At 60.3% G+C, this 23624-nt stretch carries 22 protein-coding genes and 1 riboswitch; of the genes, 20 read left to right on the top strand and 2 right to left on the bottom strand.

Going from position 1 to position 23624, the window contains the following annotated elements; all coding sequences use genetic code 11:
* Positions 1–45 precede the first annotated feature (45 nt).
* The 20 genes from MRBLMR1_RS21615 (at position 46) to MRBLMR1_RS21520 (ending at position 20375) form a co-directional block, all read left to right on the top strand.
* Positions 46–867: a transketolase gene (locus MRBLMR1_RS21615; RefSeq protein WP_206826669.1), complete on the top strand. Its 822-nt coding sequence runs from the start codon at positions 46–48 to the stop codon at positions 865–867.
* On the top strand, positions 867–1829 hold the full coding sequence (locus tag MRBLMR1_RS21610) for a transketolase family protein (RefSeq protein WP_500066150.1): 963 nt from the start codon (positions 867–869) through the stop codon (positions 1827–1829). Before MRBLMR1_RS21615 ends, MRBLMR1_RS21610 begins: the two co-directional genes overlap by 1 nt.
* Positions 1826–3304, top strand: coding sequence for an FGGY family carbohydrate kinase (locus MRBLMR1_RS21605; protein ID WP_500066148.1), 1479 nt, complete (start codon positions 1826–1828; stop codon positions 3302–3304). Before MRBLMR1_RS21610 ends, MRBLMR1_RS21605 begins: the two co-directional genes overlap by 4 nt.
* A gap of 254 nt (positions 3305–3558) precedes the next feature.
* On the top strand, positions 3559–4797 hold the full coding sequence (locus tag MRBLMR1_RS21600; protein WP_500066146.1) for an ABC transporter substrate-binding protein: 1239 nt from the start codon (positions 3559–3561) through the stop codon (positions 4795–4797).
* Between the two features lie 92 nt (positions 4798–4889).
* Entirely contained in the window at positions 4890–5789 is a 900-nt protein-coding gene (locus MRBLMR1_RS21595; RefSeq protein ID WP_206826677.1) for a carbohydrate ABC transporter permease, read from the top strand.
* A complete protein-coding gene (locus MRBLMR1_RS21590; RefSeq protein WP_206826679.1) occupies positions 5786–6661 on the top strand; it encodes a carbohydrate ABC transporter permease in 876 nt (291 codons plus the stop codon). The genes MRBLMR1_RS21595 and MRBLMR1_RS21590 overlap by 4 nt, the downstream gene beginning before the upstream one ends.
* Before the next feature lie 27 nt (positions 6662–6688).
* A complete protein-coding gene (locus MRBLMR1_RS21585; RefSeq protein ID WP_500066143.1) occupies positions 6689–8206 on the top strand; it encodes a DUF5060 domain-containing protein in 1518 nt (505 codons plus the stop codon).
* Between the two features lie 12 nt (positions 8207–8218).
* On the top strand, positions 8219–9277 hold the full coding sequence (locus tag MRBLMR1_RS21580; RefSeq protein WP_500066141.1) for an ABC transporter ATP-binding protein: 1059 nt from the start codon (positions 8219–8221) through the stop codon (positions 9275–9277).
* A 98-nt stretch (positions 9278–9375) separates the two neighbouring features.
* Positions 9376–9487: riboswitch (TPP riboswitch) on the top strand.
* Between the two features lie 97 nt (positions 9488–9584).
* Positions 9585–11420 (top strand): phosphomethylpyrimidine synthase ThiC, encoded by a 1836-nt coding sequence (gene thiC / locus MRBLMR1_RS21575; protein WP_206826685.1) that lies wholly within the window; start codon positions 9585–9587, stop codon positions 11418–11420.
* The gene (gene thiO, locus MRBLMR1_RS21570) at positions 11420–12406 is read left to right on the top strand and encodes a glycine oxidase ThiO (protein WP_500066139.1); all 987 of its coding nucleotides are present in this window, start codon (positions 11420–11422) and stop codon (positions 12404–12406) included. The genes thiC and thiO overlap by 1 nt, the downstream gene beginning before the upstream one ends.
* Positions 12403–12600: a sulfur carrier protein ThiS gene (gene thiS, locus MRBLMR1_RS21565; protein ID WP_206826687.1), complete on the top strand. Its 198-nt coding sequence runs from the start codon at positions 12403–12405 to the stop codon at positions 12598–12600. The genes thiO and thiS overlap by 4 nt, the downstream gene beginning before the upstream one ends.
* 3 nt (positions 12601–12603) lie before the next feature.
* Positions 12604–13377 (top strand): thiazole synthase, encoded by a 774-nt coding sequence (locus MRBLMR1_RS21560; RefSeq protein WP_500066137.1) that lies wholly within the window; start codon positions 12604–12606, stop codon positions 13375–13377.
* Positions 13374–14003 (top strand): thiamine phosphate synthase, encoded by a 630-nt coding sequence (locus MRBLMR1_RS21555; RefSeq protein WP_206826689.1) that lies wholly within the window; start codon positions 13374–13376, stop codon positions 14001–14003. The genes MRBLMR1_RS21560 and MRBLMR1_RS21555 overlap by 4 nt, the downstream gene beginning before the upstream one ends.
* Positions 14004–14200: 197 nt before the next feature.
* Complete coding sequence (locus MRBLMR1_RS21550) at positions 14201–15352, top strand: extracellular solute-binding protein (RefSeq protein WP_500066135.1); 1152 nt, start codon at positions 14201–14203, stop codon at positions 15350–15352.
* A 59-nt stretch (positions 15353–15411) separates the two neighbouring features.
* Positions 15412–16233 carry an ABC transporter permease gene (locus MRBLMR1_RS21545; RefSeq protein ID WP_500066320.1) on the top strand — a complete coding sequence of 274 codons (822 nt, stop codon included), beginning with the start codon at positions 15412–15414 and terminating at the stop codon, positions 16231–16233.
* Position 16234: 1 nt separating this feature from the next.
* A complete protein-coding gene (locus MRBLMR1_RS21540; protein ID WP_500066133.1) occupies positions 16235–17059 on the top strand; it encodes an ABC transporter permease in 825 nt (274 codons plus the stop codon).
* Positions 17060–17067: 8 nt separating this feature from the next.
* Entirely contained in the window at positions 17068–18102 is a 1035-nt protein-coding gene (locus MRBLMR1_RS21535; protein ID WP_500066131.1) for an ABC transporter ATP-binding protein, read from the top strand.
* A 3-nt stretch (positions 18103–18105) separates the two neighbouring features.
* Positions 18106–18942, top strand: a complete 837-nt coding sequence (locus MRBLMR1_RS21530; RefSeq protein ID WP_500066129.1) for a glycerophosphodiester phosphodiesterase — start codon at positions 18106–18108, stop codon at positions 18940–18942.
* On the top strand, positions 18939–19748 hold the full coding sequence (locus MRBLMR1_RS21525; RefSeq protein WP_206826696.1) for an inositol monophosphatase family protein: 810 nt from the start codon (positions 18939–18941) through the stop codon (positions 19746–19748). The genes MRBLMR1_RS21530 and MRBLMR1_RS21525 overlap by 4 nt, the downstream gene beginning before the upstream one ends.
* 150 nt (positions 19749–19898) lie before the next feature.
* The gene (locus tag MRBLMR1_RS21520; RefSeq protein WP_500066127.1) at positions 19899–20375 is read left to right on the top strand and encodes a hypothetical protein; all 477 of its coding nucleotides are present in this window, start codon (positions 19899–19901) and stop codon (positions 20373–20375) included.
* 38 nt (positions 20376–20413) lie between these two features.
* Here MRBLMR1_RS21520 and MRBLMR1_RS21515 read toward each other — a convergent pair whose 3' ends face one another.
* Together MRBLMR1_RS21515 and MRBLMR1_RS21510 are read right to left on the bottom strand one after the other, a co-directional pair.
* Positions 20414–22261 carry a DUF2264 domain-containing protein gene (locus tag MRBLMR1_RS21515; protein ID WP_500066125.1) on the bottom strand — a complete coding sequence of 616 codons (1848 nt, stop codon included), beginning with the start codon at positions 22259–22261 and terminating at the stop codon, positions 20414–20416.
* Positions 22262–22341: 80 nt separating this feature from the next.
* Complete coding sequence (locus tag MRBLMR1_RS21510; protein WP_500066123.1) at positions 22342–23622, bottom strand: ABC transporter substrate-binding protein; 1281 nt, start codon at positions 23620–23622, stop codon at positions 22342–22344.
* Positions 23623–23624 lie beyond the last annotated feature (2 nt).

Here is a 23624-nt window from a genome sequence, read left to right as displayed (position 1 = left end):
CAACAGCCAGGTCCGGCCCAATCCGGCAATGAAAGGCCAATACCCATGTTGAAGAATGACCTCGTCGATACCATTCGCGAGAAAGCATTGTGGATGCGCCGCAGGGCCTTCACGATGGTCCATGATGCCCAGCTCGGGCATCCCGGCGGCGATTTTTCGGCGATCGACATCATTGCGACGCTCTATTTCGGCGTGATGCGGTATGACCCGAAAAAGCCGGATATGCCGGAGCGCGATCGCTTCATCATGTCGAAAGGCCACGCAACGGGCGCGCTTTACACCGCCCTTTCCGCTGCCGGTTATTATCCGGAAGACTGGCTGAAAACCTATATGCAGCCGCAGTCGAAGCTGAACGGCCATCCCAACCGCAATTATCTTCCCGGCGTGGAAACCAATACCGGGCCGCTCGGCCATGGCCTGCCGGTGGCACTCGGTATCGCGATCGCCGGGCAGATGACGGGCAGCGACTACCGCACTTTCGTGCTCACCGGCGACGGAGAGTTGCAGGAAGGGTCGAACTGGGAGGCGGCGATGAGTGCCGGCAACCGCAAGCTCGGCAAGTTCACTTTGATTGTGGACCGCAACCGGCTGCAGCAGGGCATGGGAACGGAAGAGACCAACGGTCTCGATCCGCTCGACGACAAGTTCCGCGCCTTTGGATGGGATGTCGAAGTGATCGACGGGCATGATGTCGGCGCGCTCGTCAACGCTCTCTCCGAACCGCCAGGCGGCCGTTCGAAACCGCTCTGCATCATCGCCAATACCATCAAGGGCAAGGGCGTCTCCTTCATGGAAAACAAGGCGTCCTGGCACCATGGCGTGCCGAATGCCGAGCAATATAATACTGCCATGGAGGAACTGGTCTGATGGCTGCACCCGCTGCAAAACAGGAAGGTTTTTACGATTGTCGCGATGCCTGGGCGCGCACGATCGAGGAGCTTGCCGAAAGTGATCCGCGCATCGTCGCCGTCGTCAACGACTCCGTCGGCTCCTCCAAGCTCGGCGGCTTCCAGAAGAAGTTCCCGGATCGGCTTGTGAATGTCGGCATTGCCGAACAGAACATGGTGGGCGTCGGTGCCGGTCTTGCTAATGGCGGCCGCATCCCCTTCGTCTCGGCGGCCTCCTGCTTTTTGACCGGGCGCGCGCTCGAACAGGTCAAGGCCGATATCGCCTATGCCGGTTTCAACGTGAAGCTTGTCGGTCAATCGTCCGGCGTCGCTTATGGCGAGCTTGGGCCGACACACCATTCGATCGAGGATTTTGCTTGGCTCAGACCGCTGAGTAATATCAAGGTGGTGGTGCCGGCCGACAGCTGGGAAACCGCCGAGGCCGTGAAATGGGCGGCAGCATACGAAGGCCCGGTCTATATCAGGCTGAGCCGCATGCCGGTGCCGGATCTCGCGGTTGAAAACCGCAAATTCCAGCCCGGCAAGGCCGAACTTGTCCGCAAGGGTGATGATGTCACGATCATTGCCTGCGGCACCATGGTACATCTGGCCGTCCAGGCAGCAGTAGAACTCGAAGCGGAAGGCATTTCCGCCCGTATCCTCAACATGGCGACCATTTCGCCGCTCGATGAGGCTGCGATTTCGGCGGCTGCCAGCGAGACGGGCGCGATCGTTACGGTCGAGGAAGCTAATATACACGGCGGTCTCGGCGGCGCGGTGGCTGAACACACCTCCGCCAATCTTCCGGTGCCGATCGAGCGGATGGGCTTTCCCGGCTTCGTGCCGACCGGCTCGGTCGAATGGCTGTTCGATCATTTCGGCCTGACGGCCACCGGGATCGCCAGATCCGCACGCAAGGCGATCGGGCGCAAGCGGGGATGAGTGAAGCCGGGAGGGGAGAATTCATCATTGCCGTTGACCAGGGGACGACCAATACCAAGGCGATCCTGGTCAATTCGGCGGGGGATGTCGTCGCCAAGGCGTCTGCTCCCCTGACATCCAGCTATCCTCGCCCCGGTTGGGCGGAGCAATCGGCAGAGGATATCTGGGCGACGGTGCAGGCGGTCATCGCCGATATCGTCGGCAGGGCCGATGCCAGGATCGCCGGGCTTGCGATCGCAAACCAGCGCGAGACGCTGGTCGTCTGGAATGCCGAAACGGGCAGGCCCATCGCGCCGGCCATCCTGTGGCAGTGCCGCCGCACGGCAAGGGCCTGCGAGGCGCTGATTGCCGAAGGCCGCGACCCGATGGTGGTCGAGGCGACCGGGCTTTCCATCAACGCGCTTTTTCCTGCCTCAAAACTCGCCTGGGTAATGGAAAACGTGGCCGAGGCGAAGACGCTCGCCGCGCAGGGCCTGCTTCGTGCAGGCACGGTCGATAGCTGGCTGCTCTACAAGCTGACGCGCGGAAAGGAATTCGCCACCGATCATTCGAATGCATCGCGAACGCAGCTGTTCAATACCGGCACGCTGCAATGGGACGAAGGTCTCTGCGATCTGTTCGGCGTTCCTGTCACGGCCCTGCCCGAAGTTCGCTCGTCGGACAGCCGGTTCGGCGAAGTGGCCGAAGGCGCGACTGCACTCGATACCGGCGTCCCGATCCTTGCGATGATGGGTGACAGCCATGCAGCCCTTTATGGCCATCGCGTCCGCGCGCCGGGCCTTGTCAAGGCAACCTATGGAACCGGATCGTCGCTGATGACGCTGACGCCCGGACGGGTGTTGTCGAAAAACGGCCTTTCCAGCACGATCGCATGGAGCGACCGGAACGGCATCGCCTATGCGCTGGAAGGCAATATCACCGTTTCCGCGCAAGCTGCCGCCTTTGCTGCCGAGATGCTTGGCCTGCTGGATGCAAAGGCCCTGTCCGCTCTTGCCCAGAGCGTTCCGGATGCCGCCGGGGTTGTCTTCGTTCCGGCTCTTGCCGGGTTGGGTGCACCGCATTGGAACGACAATGTTTCGGGCACGATTTCCGGCATGACGCTGGCGACGACCCGCGCTCATCTGGCGCGCGCTACGCTCGATGCGATCGTCCTGCAGATAGCGGACGTCTTTACCGCCATGGAAAAGGATCTCGGGGCAAGGCTTGATGGCTTGCTGGCCGATGGCGGTGCGTCCTCGAACGATTTCCTGATGCAGATGCAGGCAGATGTTCTGGATCGGCCGGTCGCGAGGAGCGGTCAGGCTGAGGTCGGGGCGATCGGAGTCGCGATGATGGCGCTGCTCAGCCTTTATGGGGATACGCCAGGCACCGATGAAACCCGGAGCGAGTTTCTGCCACAGGCCGATGCCGACGGTTGGCGGCTGGAAGCAATGCGCGGCTGGCAGGCTCTTCTGACGAGGTTGATTGCGCATTAGGGTGGCGAAAACCAACCCTGTCCGAAGCTGGCAGCGCTTCATTGCTGAAGTGTTGTTATGGCAGGTCGGCTTGGCAGAAGATCGCATAGGGATGTCGCTGGATGTTTCGACTACTTCCGCGAGTGGCTTTCAAATGAAAGCAACTTGGTTATGAAATCAAACAAATCGGATGAATTCGAAAACATTTGACATGAAACGAAAATGACTTGATAGTCTTCGATGAGGACTTCAAGCGATCTTTGGGAGGAGATCTTATGAAAACGTTCGCAAGGCTTTTGGCTGCCTCTGCACTGGCAACGGTGGCGACGGCAGCGCATGCAGAGGATCTGACCGTCTGGACGATCAGCTATTCTGCGGAATCGCAGGTGAAGGCGCTTCAGACTGCGGCCGAGAATTTTGAAAAATCCCATCCCGGTGTAAACGTCGAAATCGTCATGCGCGGCGTCGACGAGCACAAGACCGCCCTGCGCGTCGCCGCCGGATCAGACAGAGGGCCGGATGTCTATATGAGCTGGGCAGGCCTCGGGCTTGGCGGCGAATATGTCAAGGCAGGCCTCAGCAAGGACATTACCGCCGATTACGCCAAATACGGCTGGAACGACCGCCTGACGGGCCCGTCCCTGGCATTTTCGAAGAGCTACGGTTCCGGCCAGCACGGCGTGCCTTTCCGCTTCTCCGGCGAGGGCCTGTATTACAACAAGGCGATGTTCGAAAAGGCGGGCATCACCCAGGAGCCGAAGACCTATGACGAGCTGGTCGAGGCTGCAAAGAAGCTGAAGGCAGCCGGTATTCCGGCCTTCACTTTCGGTGGCTCGGTCAACTGGCACCTGATGCGCCTGATGGACGAAATTCTCGAAACGACCTGCGGTGCGGATGTCCATGACCAGCTGAAATCGATGAAGGCGGACTGGAGCAAGACGGAATGCGCCACCAAGGCCTTTGCCGAGATGAAGATGTGGGGACAGAACTATATCCTTTCGCCGTTCATGGGCGTCGACCAGAAGCAGTCCTTCACCCTGTTCCTGGCAAAGCGCGCTGCGATGATGCTCGAAGGTGACTGGCTCGTCTCGCAGATCAAGGAAGGCGGCAACGTCGACGACTACGACGTTTTCCCGTTCCCCAACGGCACCGGTCGCCTCTATGGCTTCGCCGAATATTTCTACATTTCGTCGAAGACCACCAAGGCGGATCTCGCCGCCGAGTTCATCAACTCGTTCACCTCGACCGAATTCCAGACGCAGATTGCCGGCACGTTCGGTGCGCTGTCCGTCAACAAGGAAGTGAAGCTCAAGGACAATGCGTCGGATTTGCACAAGGAGTGGACGCAGATATTCGCTGACGCGAAGGGCACGTTCGTCAACGGCGACCAGGCATTCCCGCTCGATGTGACGACAGAATACTTCCGCGTCATCAACGATGTCGCGGCAGCAAGGATCGAGCCTCAGGCGGCAGCGGCTGCAATGCAAACGTTTATCGGCAACCGCAAGAAGTAAATCAGGCTTGTGCCTGATCTCTCCGCGGCGTCTTCGCCGCGGAGACTGTCGACCTGCGTTGCAGGTCAGGACTCGGGATAAACGGGTTTCCAATGTTCAATTCGAAAATCATGCAGTCCTCACGGGCGCAAGCCCTGATGCTTATCGGCCCGGCGCTGGCGGTTTATGCCACCTTCGCCATCTGGCCGATGATCGAAGTCGTGTTCCTGAGCTTCCAGCACTGGAACGGCCTCGATCCGCACAGGGAATGGGTGGGGCTTGAGAATTACCGCTACATTTTGACGAATGACGCGGTGTTCTGGGTTGCCCTGCGCAACACCATCACCTGGACCGTTCTTGCCGTCATTTTCCCGCCCACGATCGGCCTGCTGCTGGCGCTCGGCCTCAATCAGCAACTCTTTGGTCGGGTACCGATGCGCGCCGTCTATTATTTGCCGGTCATCATCGCACCGATCGCGGTCGCGACGATCTGGCGATGGATGTATGACCCGTTCTTCGGCCTGTTCAATCAGGTCCTCACCAGTCTGGGCCTGCAGTCGCTGATCAGCGACTGGCTGGGTGACCGCGAGATCGCTCTCTATTCGATGTTCGTCGCTTATACCTGGCAGTATGTCGGCTTTTCCATGGTGCTTTTCCTCGCCGGCCTGCAGAGCGTCGATCGTTCGCTTGTCGAGGCCGCACGCATCGATGGTGCGAGCCGCTGGCAGGTTTTCCGGCATGTGACGCTGCCGGCGCTGCGGGTAACGTTGGCGATCGTCCTCGTCCTGTCGACCATCTCCTCCCTCAAGGCCTTCGATATCGTCTACGGCATGACCGGTGGTGGCCCGGCCCAGTCGACACAGATGCTGGCTCTATGGGCCTTCATGCAGTCGATGCAGATCTTCGATTTCGGCAGAGGCTCGGCGATTTCGGTCATCCTGCTTCTGGTCACGCTGACCATCGTAGTTCCCTACCTGCGCTGGTCGCAACGTGATGAAGGAGCAGGCGAATGACTGCTATAGCACCCCGCCAGGAAGACGACGCCTTGCTGCTCAAGCCGCGCCGGGACCCTTTTCTGATCATCCTCTGGATAATCCTCGTCACCTTTGCGCTGGTCTGGATTGCGCCCGTCGTTCTGATCGCATTCACGGCGCTCAAGTCGAATGCCGAGGTTATGGCAACAAGCGCCTTCACGCCGCCGGAAGCCATCGCCTGGAACAACTTTTCCGGCGCCTGGGCGCGCGGCAATTTCGAGACGACGTTCAAGAACAGCGTCATCATCACCGTCATCAAGGTGCCGCTCGGCCTGATGTTTTCGGCGATGGCCGCCTATGCTCTGGCAAGGATCAGGCTGCGTTTCGGCAAACTGCTGCTTTTGTTCTTTCTCTTCGGTGCGATGATCCCGTTCCAGGTCATGCTGGCGCCGATCTTCACCCTGGTGAACGGTTTCGGCCTGATCGATACCTATCCCGGCGTCATCCTGCCTTATCTGGCCTTCGGCGTGCCCTATCAGGTCTTCATTCTGCACGGCTTCTTCAAGGCGGTGCCGAAGGAGTTGTCGGAAGCGGCGCTGATCGACGGGGCCTCGCATGTCACGGTTTTTCGCCGGATATTCCTGCCGATCTCGCTGCCGGTGCTGGCTGCGCTTCTGATCCTCGATTTCGTTTCCACCTGGAACGAATTCGCCATGGCGCTGGTGCTGCTGCAGGACCGTCACATGTGGACCCTGCCGCTCGGCCTGATGTCCTTCCAGGGGCAGTTCTCGACCGATTACGGCCAGCTGAATGCGGCGATCGCGATGACCGTGTTCCCCGCCATCCTCGTTTACATGATCTTCCAGAGATACTTCGTCAGCGGACTGACTTCAGGTGCGGTCAAGGGCTGAAAATCCAATCATATTCAGGAGTTAGAAATGTCAGAACAAGTGAGCCGCTGGGATGTCTTCGAGTTTTCCGCCAAGGGTCCCGCAGGCGGCAATCCCTATCTCGACGTCAGTTTCGCCGCGACGTTTTCGCTCGGCAATCGCGACGTAACGGTTCCCGGTTTCTATGATGGTGACGGCGTCTACAAGGTACGCTTCTGCCCGGACACCGAGGGTGCCTGGCGCTTCGTAACGACCGCCAGCGACAAGGCGCTGGCAGGCCTGAACGGCTCTTTGACCGTTGGTCCGGCCAAGTCGGGCGTTCACGGCCCGGTGCGGGTGCGCAACCAGTTTCATTTCGCCTATGCCGACGGCAAGCCATACCTGCCCTTCGGCACGACCTGCTATGCCTGGACGCACCAGACGGTCGAGCTGCAGGAGCAGACCTTCAGGACGCTCGAGACGGCGCCGTTCAACAAGATCCGCATGGGCGTATTCCCGAAAGACTATATCTACAACACCAACGAGCCGCTCTTCGACGTCTATGAGAAGCGCGCCGATGGCAGCCATGACATGGACAGGCCGAATTTCGAATGCTTCCGGCATTTCGAAAACCAGATCGGCCGTCTGATGGAAATGGGGATCGAGGCCGATATCATCCTCTTCCATCCCTATGACCGCTGGGGCTATTGCACGATGACGGAGGAGCAGGATTTCCGATATCTCCGTTATATCGTCGCGCGTATCGCCGCCTACCGAAATGTCTGGTGGTCGCTCGCCAACGAATACGACTTCCTTCTCGATACGAAGCCGATGGAACGCTGGGACCGCTTCTTCCAGATCATCGAGGAAGGCGATCCGCTGCGCCATCCGAAGTCGATCCACAATGGCGATGTGGACAAGAATTACGATCACCGCAAACCTTGGGTGGATCACGTCTGCATCCAGAACTGGGACGTCAAGAAGACGCTCGACTGGCGCGCCGCCTATGGCAAGCCTGTCGTCAACGACGAGCCCGAATACGAAGGCAATATCCCGAAGGAATGGGGCAATATCGATGGCCACGAACTGATTCATCGCTACTGGCTGACGCTTTGCCGTGGCGGCTATATCGGTCACGGCGAAACATTCCTCGATGCCAATGACGAACTCTGGTGGGCAAAGGGCGGCGTGCTTCATGGCGAGGCATCGGCGCGTATCGACTTCCTCCGCAAGATCTTCGAGGAGGATGCCGTCAATGGCCTGACCCCCATGCTGGAACGGGGCACGACCTACAAGCGGGTATCCGCGGCTCAGGATGGCGACGTCCGTTACATCTATTTCGGCGAGCATCAGCCGGTCGAATGGGCGCTCGGCCTGCCGGAAGAAGATGGCGACTGGGAAATCGATCTCATCGATGTCTGGAACATGAGCATCACGCCGCTGGAGAAGGGGCCGCTGCCGAAGGTTCACCCGCAGCGCATTACCGGTGGTTCTCATATCACCAACCAGTTTGCCGCCGCGTTCGGGCTGACGCTGCCGGGCCGGCCATATCTTGCTGTGCGCATACGCCCACGCAAGACGCATTAGAGAGGTATCATCATGGCGACGGTTCAAGTCTCCGATCTGCGCAAGAGCTTTGGTGCGCTCGAAGTGGTCAAGGGTGTTACGATCGACATCCGGGATGGGGAATTCCTCATCCTGGTTGGCCCGTCAGGCTGCGGCAAGTCGACCCTTCTCAGAATGATCGCCGGCCTCGAGGACATATCCGCAGGGCGTATCGATATCGGCGGGCGTGTGGTCAACACGCTGTCGCCGAAGGAACGGAACATCGCCATGGTGTTCCAGAACTACGCGCTCTATCCGCAGATGACGGTCGCCCAGAACATGGGCTTCTCGCTGGAAATCTCCGGCATGAAAAAGGCCGAGATCTACAAGAAGGTTGCGGAAGCATCCGAAATTCTCGGACTGACCCCGCTCCTGCAGCGCAAGCCGTCGCAATTGTCCGGCGGCCAGCGCCAGCGCGTCGCCATGGGCCGCGCGATCGTTCGCGATCCCGACGTCTTCCTGTTCGACGAACCGCTTTCCAACCTCGATGCCAAGCTGCGTGTGCAGATGCGCGCCGAGATCAAGGCGCTTCACCAGAGACTGGCGTCGACCATCGTCTATGTCACCCACGACCAGGTCGAGGCGATGACCATGGCCGATCGAATCGTCGTCATGCGCGGCGGCTGCGTCGAACAGATCGGCACCCCGCTGGAGCTGTACGACCGTCCGGATAACATGTTCGTGGCCGGCTTCCTCGGATCGCCTTCAATGAATTTTCTGCGCGGCAAGATCGAGGGCCAGTCCCTTCTTATTCCGGGCGGAGAGCGACTGGTGCTGCCATCGCTGCCGAAGGGTGGAAGCAGTGGTGACGTCGTGGTTGGCATCCGTCCGCAAGGCTTTGCCGTAGGCACGCAGGATGGCGCCATGGCGACGATCAAGGTGGTTGAGCCGACCGGCGCAGACACGCATGTTCTGGCCGATGTCGGCGGCACGGAAGTCACCTGTGTCGTCAACGACCGGGTGGATTTTGCGCCCGGTGAGGAGATCCGTCTGTCGATCAGTTCCGCCAAAGTCCACTTCTTCGATCCCGCGAGTGAAGTGCGGCTCGATTGAGGTAAAACCGACTGCGAGCCCGCGAGATTGAGCCCTCCGATTTCCCGCGGTGCTTGCATCACCTACTTGACCCGCTAGCTCGCCTGTCATAGCCTCATCGCATTCACCAGGGGTGTCCCGTCAAGGGGCTGAGATTCTGCTATCGCGCGCAGTGACCCGTTGAACCTGATCCAGTTCATACTGGCGTAGGGACGGTGCAAAACGCTGCGATAATTCTCAAATCCGTAAACCGGATTCCGTGATCGGCGTTCTTCCATCTTTCCGGCTCTAGGACTGGGTCTCCAACCTTGAAACTTGGAGCCTCACGATGAATATTGCCGCCAAAAATCAAAGCCCGACCGTTACCTCGGGCGCATTTCCGGCTTCCACCAAGATCCATGTTGCGGGCAGGGAATATCCCGATCTCCGCGTGCCGATGCGCGAGATCGCGCTTCACCCGACATCCGGCGAGCCGCCAGTCCTAGTCTATGACAGTTCCGGCCCCTATACCGATCCTGCCCATATCGTCGCGATCGACCAAGGCCTTCCGCGCCTGCGCGAAAACTGGGTTCTTTCTCGCGGCGATGTCGCCCGATACGAGGGGCGGCACGTCAAGCCGGAGGATAACGGTTTTGCCACCGGCGAGCGGCTGACGCCCGAGTTCCCCATCCGCAACATGCCGCTCAAGGCGAATGCAGGCCGTGCGGTTACCCAGCTCGCCTATGCGCGCGCAGGCATCATCACGCCCGAAATGGAATTCATCGCCATCCGCGAAAACATCGGCCGGCAGGCTGCGAAGGAAGCCCTGACGCGGGATGGCGAAAGTTTCGGTGCGCATATCCCGGATTACATCACGCCGGAATTCGTACGCCACGAAGTTGCGGAAGGCCGCGCCGTCATTCCGGCAAATATCAACCACCCCGAAAGCGAACCGATGATCATCGGCCGCAATTTTCTGGTGAAGATCAACGCCAATATCGGCAATTCCGCCGTCACCTCGTCGATGGCGGAAGAGGTGGAAAAGATGGTCTGGGCGATCCGCTGGGGCGCCGATACGGTCATGGATCTTTCGACCGGCCGCAACATTCACAATATCCGCGAATGGATCATCCGCAATTCACCGGTGCCGATCGGCACGGTGCCGCTCTATCAGGCGCTGGAAAAGGTCAACGGCATTGCCGAGGATCTCACCTGGGAGGTCTATCGCGATACGCTGATCGAGCAGGCCGAGCAGGGCGTCGATTATTTCACCATCCATGCCGGCGTGCGGCTTTCCTATATCCACCTCACCGTCAATCGCGTCACCGGCATCGTTTCGCGGGGCGGGTCGATCATGGCCAAGTGGTGTCTGCATCATCACCGCGAGAGTTTTCTCTACGAGCATTTCGACGAGATCTGCGACATCGCCCGCGCCTATGACGTGACCTTTTCGCTGGGCGACGGCCTGCGTCCCGGCTCGATTGCCGATGCCAATGATGCCGCGCAGTTCGCCGAACTGGAGACACTCGGAGAACTAACGAAAATCGCCTGGGAAAAGGATTGCCAGGTGATGATCGAAGGCCCCGGCCATGTGCCGATGCACAAGATCAAGGAGAACATGGACAAGCAGCTGAAGACCTGCGGCGAGGCGCCGTTCTATACGCTCGGTCCGCTTACCACCGATATCGCGCCCGGCTACGATCACATCACCTCGGCCATCGGGGCTGCGATGATCGGTTGGTTCGGCACCGCCATGCTCTGCTACGTCACGCCGAAGGAACATCTGGGCCTGCCGGATCGCGATGACGTCAAGACCGGTGTGATCACCTACAAGATAGCAGCCCATGCCGCCGATCTGGCAAAAGGCCATCCGGGGGCGCAGCTGCGCGACGATGCCCTGTCGCGCGCCCGTTTCGAGTTCCGCTGGGAGGACCAGTTCAATCTGTCGCTCGACCCGGATACGGCGCGGAATTTCCACGACGAGACGCTTCCCAAGGACGCACACAAGGTGGCGCATTTCTGCTCCATGTGCGGGCCGAAATTCTGCTCGATGCGGATCTCACACGATATCCGCGCCGAGGCGCAGAAGGAGGGGCTTGAGGCGATGGCGGCGAAATATCGCGATGGTGGTGATCTCTACATGCCGGTGGAAAACCCATTGGCAAATGCCGGGAGTGAGGCCTGATGTCTCTGTTTCTCGTCAAAGGGGCCGGCGTTGCCGGCCTCACGGTGGCTTATGAACTTCTCAGGCGCGGCGAAGATGTCGATATCGTCGATTATCAGGATACGATCGGGCAGGGCGCATCGCATTTCGCCGGCGGCATGCTGGCGCCCTATTGCGAGCGTGAGGCGGCGGAAGAGATCGTGCTGACACTCGGGCTCGATGCCGCCGATTGGTGGGACAGGGCGGTGCCGGGTGCGGTCATTCGCAACGGCACGCTGGTCGTGGCGCAGCCGCGTGACTTGGCCGATCTCACTCGGTTTGCTTCGCGCACACGCGGTCATGTCTGGCTTGGCAGAGACGAAATCGCCGATCTGGAACCGTCGCTTGTCGGCCGGTTCGACAAGGCGCTGTTCTTCGAAGGTGAGGCGCATCTCGATCCGCGCCGGGCATTGGCAGGGCTGGCAAAGGCGATCCGCAACCATGGCGGACAGTTTCACCTCGGCTGTGGACCGCCGCCCAGGAAAAACTATACCGCCGTTCTCGATTGCACCGGCCCGGCAGCCATTCCCCATATTCCGGGCCTACGCGGCGTGCGAGGCGAAATGCTTTATCTGGAGACCCCCGATGTGGCTCTATCGCGTCCGGTCCGGATGCTGCACCCGCGCCATCCGATCTATGTCGTGCCACGCGACGATCACCGCTTCATGGTCGGTGCAACGATGATCGAGACGGAGGATGACGGGCCGATTTCGGCGCGCTCGCTGATGGAATTGCTGAACGCGGCCTATGCGCTGAATCCTGCCTTCGGCGAGGCGCGGGTGGTGGAAACCGGTGTCGGCATCCGTCCTGCCTTTGATGACAACGTTCCGCGGGTGGTGGAAATGGAAGGCGGATTGGCGATTGCCGGCATGCACCGCCACGGCTTTCTGCTGGCGCCGGCCATGGCGAAAAAGGCTGCTGGCCTGCTTTCCAACGGCTATGCCCTTCAGAAGGAACTGACCCTATGAACCTCATCGTCAATGGTGAAACTCAGTCCGTGGAGACGCGCACGCTTGCGGAGCTTCTGGCCGCGCTCGAATACGAGGGCGAATGGCTGGCTACCGCCATCAACGGCGATCTCGTCCATCGCGAGGATCGGGCGGATGCGCGTCTCCAGGAGGGAGACCGGATCGAAATCCTGTCGCCCATGCAGGGAGGATGAACCATGCTGAAACTATATGATGCGGAATTGTCATCGCGCCTGCTGCTCGGCACCGCGCGTTATCCGTCACCGGCCATTCTTTCCGAGGCGGTCAAGCGTTCCGGTGCAGGCATCGTCACCGTCTCGCTGCGCCGCGAGACATCCGGCGGCAAGACGGGCGGCGCGTTTTTCGAGCTGATCCGCCAACTGGGTGTTCGCATCCTGCCCAACACCGCCGGATGCCACAGCGCATCGGAGGCGGTGCTGACGGCAAAAATGGCGCGGGAAGTGTTCGGCACCAATTGGATCAAGCTCGAAGTCATCGGCCATCACGACAGTCTGCAGCCGGATGTCTTCGAACTGGTCGAGGCTGCGCGCATCCTCACCGACGAAGGATTTGAGGTTTTTCCCTATACGACGGACGATCTGGTCGTCGGCGAAAAGCTGCTGGCCGCGGGCTGCCGGTTGCTTATGCCCTGGTGCGCGCCGATCGGTTCGGCGGCAGGGCCGCGCAATCCATCGGCGCTTGTCGCCATGCGGGCTGCCTTTCCCGAAATCCCGCTGATCGTCGATGCAGGCCTCGGCCGGCCGTCGCACGCGGCCACGGTCATGGAACTGGGTTACGACGCCGTGCTGCTCAACACGGCGGTTGCCGGTGCGAGCGACCCGCCGGCCATGGCCGAGGCTTTCGCCAAGGCGATAGATGCGGGTCGTCTCGCTTACCTTTCCGGCATGCTGGAGCCGCGCGAGATGGCGGTGCCCTCGACTCCGGTCATCGGCAAGGCGGTATTTTCATGAGGCTCGATCCCTTCTACCTCATCGTCGATAGCGCCGATTGTATCGAGCGGCTGGTACCGCTTGGTGTCAAGCTTGTGCAACTGCGCATCAAGGAAACGCCCGACACCGTGTTGCGCGGGGAAATTCGCCGCTCGAAGGCGATATGCTCGGCGCACGGCTGCCAGCTTGTTGTCAACGATTACTGGCAACTGGCGATCGATGAAGGCTGCGATTTCATCCATCTCGGCCAGGAGGATCTGGCGGAAGCCGATCTCGGAGCCATTCGCCGGGCGGAACTGAAGCTTGGGGTCTCCACCCATGATATCGCCGAACTCGATACGGCTCTTTCCGCAAGGCCGGATTATGTCGCGCTCGGCCCCGTCTGGTCGACCATCCTCAAAAAGATGAAATGGCAGCCGCAGGGCGTCGAGCGTGTTGCCGACTGGAAGCGCCGGATCGGCGATCTTCCGCTTGTCGCCATCGGCGGTATTACCGCCGAGCGCGCGCCGCTTGTGCTTGAGCAGGGTGCGGAAAGCGCCGCAGTAGTGACCGATATCCTGCTCAACGAAAACCCGGAAGCACGCACCCTCGAATGGCTGGCGGCGACGGTCGCGTCGCGACAGAAGTTGGAAGTACAGGTCGGATGAAGGTTTCATGACAGGGCCTGTGCATGCGTGTTCCTGTCAAAACCTGTCATGAAAGCGTTATGGGAGGACAGTAGAAACGGCGCCGATTGGTTCGCACTTGCACGGCTGTGCAGTCGCCGATCAGCGCCGCCTCCGGTCATATTTCGATTGAGTTGGCGGTTCCCAATTTTACTCGCCCGACTGAATCGGAGATAAAGATGAAACGCCGTACTTTTATGATGTCCGCAGCCGGAGCCGCCGCCGGTCTTGCTCTGGCTCCGCGCATGAGCTTTGCCGCCAAGGGCCAGATCGACTGGTACACCAGCTCGGACACCAACATTCTCGATTTCTGGACAAACATTGTTAAGCCCGCATTCGAGGCTGCCAATCCGGGCCTCAAGCTCAACCTCGTCGATGCAGGCGATGGTGCCGGCATCATCGCGATCGGCGAGCGCGCAATCGCCGCCAAGCAGACGAATGCCGATCCGCAGGCCGACTATTTCGAATCCGCCGACGCTCTTCTGCCGGCCGGCGCCATCAAGGCCGGCGTTTACACCAACATCAAGGCTGCCGGTCTTTCCAACTATTCTAAGGTCAATCCGCTTGCCATCGAAAGCGAATACAGCCTGCCTTACCGCGGTTCGCAGGTTCTGCTCGCCTATGACACGACCAAGCTGAAGCCGGCCGATGCGCCGAAAACCTGGGACGCGCTCGTCACCTGGATCAAGGCCAATCCGGGCCAGTTCGTCTATAACCGTCCCGACAAGGGCGGTTCGGGCGGCAATTTCGTCCGCCGCGCCATCCATCAGGCAAACGGCCTCGACTCGAAGGCATTCAAGGTCGACAACTATACCCAGGAATTCGGCGACGAAGCGCTCGGCAAGGCCTGGAAGCTTCTGGCCGATATCGCGCCGCATCTTTACGACAAGGGCGCTTACTCCTCCGGCAACACCCAGTCGCTGCAGCTGCTTTCCCAGGGCGTCGTCACCATGATCCCGGTCTGGTCCGACCAGGTTCTGCAGGCGATCGAGCAGGGCGTGCTGCCGGCTGAAACCGGTCTGGTACAGCTTCAGGATCTGGCGCTTTGCGGCGGTTTTACCCGCTCCGTCGTCATCGAGAATGGTGCAAACCACGAAGCTTCGCTGAAGCTTGCCGATTTCATGCTTTCGGAAGAAATGCAGAGCGCCATCCTCACCGAACTCGGCGGCTTCCCGGGCGTTTCCTGGGATCACGTCTCGGCAGACCTGCGCAAGAAGTTCGCCGACATCATTCCGCAGTCGATCCCGACATTCCCGGGCGGCAAGTGGGAAGCAGCCATCAATGACGGCTGGTATCGCCACGTGGCTCCGAACGTCGACCGCAAGTCGTGAGCGAATTCGTCGAAAGAGCGGTTTCGGTATCCACCGAAACCGCAGCAGGCAGGAGGCCCATCGGCCTCCTGCTTGTCGCCATACCCGTCTATCTGGTGATCTGGCTCGTCATCTGGCCTGCCATCAATGCGATCAGCCGCACCATCTGGCGCACCGATGCCGACGGTAGTTCCAGCTTCGACCTGTCGAGCTACGCCTTCTTCTTTTCCGATCGTTACAGCCTCGACAATCTGGCCGTTACGCTCTGGACGACGCTTGTCTGCGCGGTCCTGCTGCTGGTCATCTGCCTGCCGATCGCGCTGTATCTGCGTTTTTCGCATGGCCGGCTGCCGGCCTATGTGCAGGCCCTCGCCATATTGCCGATGTTCGTGCCGTCGATCATCCTGGCCTTCGCCCTCATCCGCGTGCTCGGCCCCAATGGCATGGTAGATATCCTCTTGAATGCAGTCGGACTGCCAAAGATCCGCACGCCCTATCTCACGCCATGGGGGCCGGTCATCGGTCTTGTGTGGGATAATATTCCGCTGACTGTCCTGATCCTGCTTTCGGGTCTCGGCAGTGTCGCCAACCAGTCCATCGAGGCTGCGCGCGATGTCGGTGCCAATACCATCCGGGTTTTCTGGCACATCATCCTGCCGCGCATTTCCAACTCCATCCTCGTGGCGCTTTCCTTTTCGGTGCTCGGTATCTTTTCGTCCTTCACGCTTCCCTATCTGCTCGGTCCGGCTTCGCCGGAAATGCTCGGCCCCTTCATGCAGCGCACCCTGCGCGATGTGCAGGACCCGATCGGCGCCATGACGCAGGCCGTCGTCGCCTTTGGCTTCTGCATCCTGTTCGGGCTCTTCTATGTGCGCTCCGTCGCCAGAAACCGGGGGAAATGAGATGACCTCGCTTACCCTCAAACGCGCGCGCCTCGACTGGTCCGGCATTGCCTTCGCGGTCATTCTGACGCTGGTCATCATCGGGCCGCTCGTCGTCGTTGCTACCTGGGCCTTTACCGAGGTCTGGCGTTATCCCAACATCATCCCGCAGAAATTCGGCTTCCGTTTCTGGGGCCAGACATTGGGTCGCCCCGACGTCTGGAACGCGCTGATGCTGAGCCTCAAGCTCTCGACGGTGGTGACGCTGCTTTCGGCACTGATCTGCTTGCCCGCTGCTTACGCATTCGCGCGCATGAAATTTCCGGGCAGGGATATCCTCTTCTTCTCCTTCCTTGCCGGCCACGCCTTTCCTAAATTCGGCCTGCTGGTGGCGATCGCCGCGATCTTCCTGCAGCTCAATCTCATCGGCACCTTCTGGGGCGTCGTGCTGATCCAGTTGGTCGGCACGCTGATGTTCATGATCTGGATCCCGGTTGCGGCCTTCCAGGCGGTCGATCGGCGCATGGAAGAGGCGGCCCGTGATGTCGGCGCGAGCCCCTTGCGGGTGTTCTGGTCGATCACCCTGCCGCAGGCGGGACCGACCATTTTCGCCGCCGTGCTGTTGAGCTTCGTCGGCACCTTTTATGAAACCGAAGGCGCGTGGCTGATCGGTGCTCCCGGCATTCGCACCATGCCGGTTCTGATGATCAGCTACATCAACAACCAGATGGTCATCCAGTACGGCGCGGTTCTCTCGGTGCTTCTTTGGGTCCCCTCGTTCATCGCCCTCATGTTCGCCCGTCGCGTTATCGGCGGCGGCGCATTTGCCCGCGGTTTCGGCGGTTAGGAAATATCATGTCCGTTCTTCATATCGCTGAGGTCACCAAGACCTTTTCCGGCGGCACCCATGCCGTCAACAGCTTCTCTCTCGATGTCGCCGATGGCGAACTCGTCTGCCTGCTCGGCCCCTCCGGCTCCGGCAAGTCGACGCTTCTGCGCATGGTCGGCGGCTTCGAACAGCCGACCAGCGGCCGCATCACTATCGATGGCGAAGACGTCACCCATCTACCGCCCGAGCGCCGGCCGACCGGCATGGTGTTCCAGAGCCATGCGCTCTGGACCCATATGAACGTCTTCAAAAACCTCGCCTTTGGTCTCAAGCTGCGCCGCATGCCGGCGGCGGAGATCAGAGGAAAGGTCGAGGCCGTGCTCGAACTGGTCGGCCTCGCCGGTTATGGCGACCGCATGACGAACCAGCTTTCCGGCGGCCAGCAGCAGCGCGTAGCGCTTGCCCGCTCGCTGGTGCTTGAACCGAAGATCCTGCTTCTCGACGAACCCTTTGCCAGCCTCGACCAGCATCTGCGCGAGCGGCTGCGGGAAGAGGTGCGCGATATCCAGCAGCGGCTCGGCATCACCACCCTGTTCGTCACCCACGGCCAGGACGAAGCGCTATCCATGGCCGACCGTATCGTCGTCATGGCGAACGGCAAGACGGAGCAGATCGGCCGCCCCGATGTCGTCTATCGTGATCCGAAGACGCCTTTTGTCGCAGGTTTCATTGGCACGATGAACCTCGTCGAAGGCGAGGTCACAAACGGCCAGTTTGTGCGTTCGGATTTCACCTTGCTGCTGCCGATCGCAGATGGTCCGGCAACGCTTGCCATTCGTCCCGAAGCGCTCGATCTCACTGCCTCGGACACGCCGAAGGCGGCAGTGCATCGTGTGACCGATTACGGTTCGCACGGTCTGGTAGACCTTGATCTTGCCGATGGCACGCGGCTGAAATCGATGGTAGCCCATCCCGATCTTTTCCGGACCGGGCAGGGCGTCGATCTCAAGCCCCGCGCCGTCGCCGCCTATCGCAACAACCAGCAGATTTTCCGGAGCTGACCCGTGAGCGCACCCATCCATCTTGACCGCGATGGCCATCGCACGGCCATCAAGTGGCATCGCGGCCGTCGCCGTATTTCCGATCCGGTCTTTACCGGCGGGCTTATCGTCGAGGCGATGCGGCTTGGTGCAAGCGTCGAAGTCGATCTCGTCGTCCACGGCGATCACGGTTTTGCGGTCCTGCATGACCTGACGCTGGAGCGTGAGACGACCGGTGAGGGCAAGGTGCGCGACACATCTGCCGCCGCCCTGCAAGAGCTGCATCTGCGCGGCAATGACGGCGAGCCTATCACCGACAAGGTTCTGCTGCTGGAAGATCTCTGCGCGCTTCTCGCAAGCGAGGGCGTGCATCCGGATGCGCTGCTGCAGCTCGATTACAAGGAAAATCTTGAGGCGCTGACCCCGCAGGCGATCGCCAATTTCGGAGAAGGTGCCGCGCCGATTGCCGCGTCGCTCATTCTTTCGGGCGGCGATTTCGACGCCATCCAGGCGCTGGCAAAAGCCGCTCCCGACATCGCCACCGGCTACGATCCCTGTTACGGCGAAAGCCTGGCGCGGCTGAAGGCGACGGGCGATTATTCCGGTTTCATCAAACAGGCGCTGAAGACGGCACCCGATGCCCGGATGATCTATCTGGATTACCGCATCGTCCTTGCCGCCGAAGAGGCCGGTTTCGATCTCGTTGCCCCAGTCCACGCAGCCGGCCGCCGCGTCGATGCCTGGACGATCAATCACATCACCCCTGAAACCATCCGCCAGGTCGAGCGCCTGCTCAAGCTCAAAGTCGACCAGATCACCACAGATGACCCGGAAGGGTTAGCCAAGGCATTCAGTTCATGACAGTCAATTACAGCAAGATCCTCGATCACATGGTCGAAACCGCCCGCGAGGCCGGCGCCCTGACGCTCGAGCATTTTAAGCGGTTTCGCGATATCGAGATCGGCATCAAGGGGCCGGGAGATTTCGTCTCGGACGCCGACAAGCAATCCGAAACGCTGATCCGCGAGCGCCTGCTCAGCCAGTATCCCTGGGGCCTGACCGGCGAGGAATTCGCGCCCGTCGAAGGTTCCGACAGCGAACATCGCTGGCTGGTCGATCCGATCGATGGCACGACGAACTTCATCTATGGCCAGCATTACACGATCACCATTTCGCTGCGCCGTGGCAACGAAACGATGTGCGGGCTCGTCTACAATCCAGTTTCCGACGAGATGTTCACCGCCATCAAGGGCGAGGGCGCCTATCTCAACGGTACGCGGCTCAATGTCAGCGCCTCGACCGATGTGGCGCTGATGTGCGTCGGCACCGGCCTTCCAACGCCGAACCTGTCGCTGCATCCGGGGGCCTATCAGCGCCTTGATGAAATCCGCGCGCCGATCGGTGCGGTTCGCATCGTCGGAAGTGCCGCCAATTCCTGCGCCTATGTCGCTTGTGGCAGGCTGACCGGCTATTACGAGGAGACGGGTTTCGTCGATACGGCAGCCGGTATTCTGCTGGTCCAGGAAGCCGGAGGGATCGTCACCGACTGGTGGGGACGCGGCCCGGAAGTCTTTGAAAAGACAGGCACGCTGATCGTCGCCAATCCGGCGACCCATGCCTACCTCATGGAACGCCTGCGCAGCGCACCGCCCAAGGATGCGGCCTGAAGTGAGGATCACTGGATAGCCGTTCACACCCAAGTGTGTGGCTATTCAGCCCAATTTGCCGACAGCCTATTGCCTGTTTGCGAGCTATGATTATCTCCGAAATATGGGAGATAATCTCGAATACACGGGCTCGATGGCACAGGTGAAGTGATGGCTTTGGCGGCTGCCGTCGCGATCCTGTTGGTGGGGTTGCTGTTTCTCTTCAATCGACGCGCCGCCTATCCGGCGCTGGGCCTGGTTGCGATCATCGGCATTACCGTCGCCATCGCAACCGTGCTGCAACCCTCGACACGCCAGAACACCAGAGAAGCGGTGACGGCAAAGGTGTCGGTCGATCCGGCTAACTGCTCTGATCCGTCAAAACCCATCGCGATCGAATTCCTCAACGGCAATCAGGCGGCGGTTCAGCGGGTGTCCTTCAGCCTTCTGGGGCGGGTAAAGGGCCATTCGTCGGTCGCCTATCGCGGCTTTCTTCGGGACGACACGATCATCGAGCCGGGTCAGGCCGCACTGACCTGCCACGGCCTGCTGCCGCTCGGCTTCGCTCCGCCAAGACCCGCGACCATTACTCTCGAGGACTACGACTGGTCCGTCGATATCTCGCTCGTCGATTTTTCGACGCGCTGATCTCGCCGGACGGAAACCCGGAGAGACCAGTTTCTGGTTCACTCGCCGAACACCGGCACGACCATTCCTTCGCTGCGGAACAGCTGCTCCAGTGCGGTGATGTCGGGGCATTTCGGCGGGTTCTCTAGCAGATCCGCACTGAAATCCGCCTTCGGCAATGCGACGGCCGCCGTTGCAAGCACCGTCGTTCCGGGTGCGACCTCGCCGCGAAGCTGGGGAACCAGTGTCTTGGCATGGATGAGATTGCTGTTGGCAATGGCGCTGATGGCGGTACCGTTGCGCTTCAAGGCTGGCGACAGGTCGAAAATGGCGCTTATATCCGTCTGGCCGTGCCAGACAGCTCGCCCTCCGGATTGTTCGGCACTATCGATATTGAAATCGGCCCGCGGGATGGCAAAGCCTCCCTCGCTTGTCTGCAGCGGGCGCGGTGTGACGATCCGGTGCAGGCGAATGTGCCAGGGATTGGCCGGCAGCAGCCAGGTCTCGACCGTGACATCACCCCATGGTTTCCAGCGGGAATAAAGCTTGTCGCCGGCAATCAATGCCTCTTCCAGCGTTTCACGCATGCGGAAATGCACGCCATCGTCGGAAATGCCCAGCATGCCGTCGAAGCTTGCGGCGACAAAATGCCGGTCGTTGAGTTCGATGTTGAAGCCGTAACGGGTCGAATAGACGAATTTCGAATATTTCTCGTTGGCGCCGAGCATCCTGTCATGGCTCTGGCCGGACGAGAGGATGACCGTGTTGCCCGTCGTATGCATCGCCACCATGCCTGCTTCCTTCAGCGGCACCGGATCGGTAAATTCGGGCGCATCGGTTTCTTCCGCCGCCCAGAACGGATGATCGGCGGAAAGCGCCAGCGGCAGGAAGAATTTCAGCGCCCAATAGGGAGATCCCGCCGAGTTATAGCTCTCGCTCATCATCAGGTTCGGATAGCCGTAGCCGATGGAAAGCACACCGTCGCGCTCGGTGATCGGCAGCTCGGACCACCAGCGGATATGGCGCATGTAATAGCCCTTGATCTCGCTCCAGGGCAGCGCCTCAACACCGGCAAAGGCAAGCGCGCCCCAGATGCCGCCGCAGGCAAAACGATAGGTCTGGCTGCGGCCGAAGGCGAGGCTCGCACCGTCGGGCCCGAACCAGTGGCGGATATCCTTGGCAAATACATGTGCCCGCTCGCGATAGGCGGCAGCGCGTTTGGTATCGTGCTTGGCAATGACCGAATAGATCAGCGCATAGAAATGCAGGGCGAAGGGCACGTAATGATCAGCGCGCTTTACCGGCCCGTCGCGATACCAGCCTTCGCCAAGCCGGAAGGCTTCCACTTCATCGAGATATTTTTCCGTCAGCGAGCGGTCGAAATCGATACCGGCGCGTGTTAGCCCGAGATCGATCAGAACGCGGAAGAATTTCCAGTTATTGTCGACGAATTCCTTGTCGCGCGCCGAAATCAGATAGGCGGCAATCGTCTTCTTCTGTGTCTCGCTCAAAGGCTCCCAGATGAACTGTGGCACCATGGCGATGGCAAAGCCGATCGCTGCAAGTTCCACCTGCCGCTGGTCTGTGCGGGAAACATCGCCCCAATATTCCGGGTGGGAGGGATCCGTGCCGTTTGCCAGACCGCGCCGATAAAGCTCCCAATGTGGAAAGTCATATCCGCCTGCGGCGAGCGGCACGATGCCCCAGAGCGGTCGGGCAAAACCTTCTAGATCGGCCGCAGTGCGATCGAAATGGGCGCAGGTGGCGCTGAGGCGCACGCGCGCTCCACCCTCGGAAAAGTAGGGAAGCAGCGGCTTGAACAGATCCATCACCGCTTTCGCGATGTCATCGCGCGTCTTGAGGGGATTGCCATGAAGCGGATTGGCGCGGGCGGGATCGTAGATCATCGGTCTTCCATTCAATCGGGCATGTGTTCGGGCAAAAGAAAACCCCGCGGCAACCAAGGTCACCGCGGGGGCAGGGAGTGTTACTTGATGGCCTTCACGCCATCGGTCATTTCCTTCAGACCGTCGTCGATCGAGATATTGTCGGTCATCAACGAGTCATGCGCACGGTTGAGGATGACCTCGATACGGGCTGCATTCGGCGTCACGGCCATTTCCAGATAGGACTTGCCGGGTTCCAACGCCGCCTTGCTGGTCGCGTCCTGCGGGAAGCCGTCGAGCGAGGCGATCTTGGCCGTCACTTCCGGCGTACGCACCGTCGGGATCGTGCCGGTCGATGCGATGATCGAGGCGCCTTCCGCACTTGTGACGAACCTGATGAAATCGAGAACGGCTTCCTTGTGGGTGGAATTGCTGTTCACCGAAAGGCCGGAGATCTGTGCTGCGGTCGTGCCGGCAACAACACCTTCCGGATGCGGGAACTTGACGATACCCCAGTTCTTGCTCTTCGATTCACCCGACTTGACCTTGGCGATCTGCGTGCCGACGAACCATGTGCCCATCGGCAGCATGCCGATCGTGCCGTTGAAGAACGGACCCGAATAATGGGTGTTCGAGGTCTTCAGCGTTGCATAGGACGGGACGACGCCGTCCTTCTGCAGTTTGAGCGCCCGCTCGTACCAGGGCTTCAGGAATGAATAATCCGGGCCAGCCAGCGTGTTCTTGCCGTCTTGAATACCGGCCAGTTGAACCGTGGAGCGCCAGGTATGCAGAAGCGCACCATAGGTCTTGTTGACACCCATGCCGCCGGCGAGCTTGGTTGCCGTCTCGTCGAACTGTGCCCAGGTCATGTCATTGGTCGGGTAGGGCACGCCGGCTTTGTCAAAAATGTCCTTGTTATAATAGACGACCCAGAAGTCCGAGCGGAACGGCAGCGAATAGATCTTGCCGTCTACCGTCATTTCTTCGGCCAGACCGCCGAAGGAGGCCGGGTCGATATTGGCTTCCTTCATGTAGGCCGAAAGATCCATGATCGAACCAGCGCGGATGAGGTTCGTGTAATTCGGCACGTCCTTGACAGTGACGATGTCGATGTCCTTCGAACCGCCAGCGAGCTGCGTGGCGATCATCTGCTGATAGTCCTGCGAGCCGAGGTCGATATGCTCGAACTTCACATTGGGTTTCTTGGCCTGATAGGCTTCGATCAGCGGCTTGTAATAGGCAACCTTGTCCCAGTCCCACAGCGCCCAGCGCAGCGTGACGGCGTCACCGGATTGCGCGAGCGCCGCACCTGCGGTGGAAGCCGCAAGGGCCAGGCCCGCCAGAGCGAGCTTCATGCCTCTCCCGAAAGTCTCCAAATACATCC

This window comes from Neorhizobium sp. LMR1-1-1.1, from assembly GCF_040675795.1.
GTDB lineage: Bacteria > Pseudomonadota > Alphaproteobacteria > Rhizobiales > Rhizobiaceae > Neorhizobium > Neorhizobium cellulosilyticum.
This window is presented reverse-complemented; position numbering and strand designations above follow the sequence as displayed.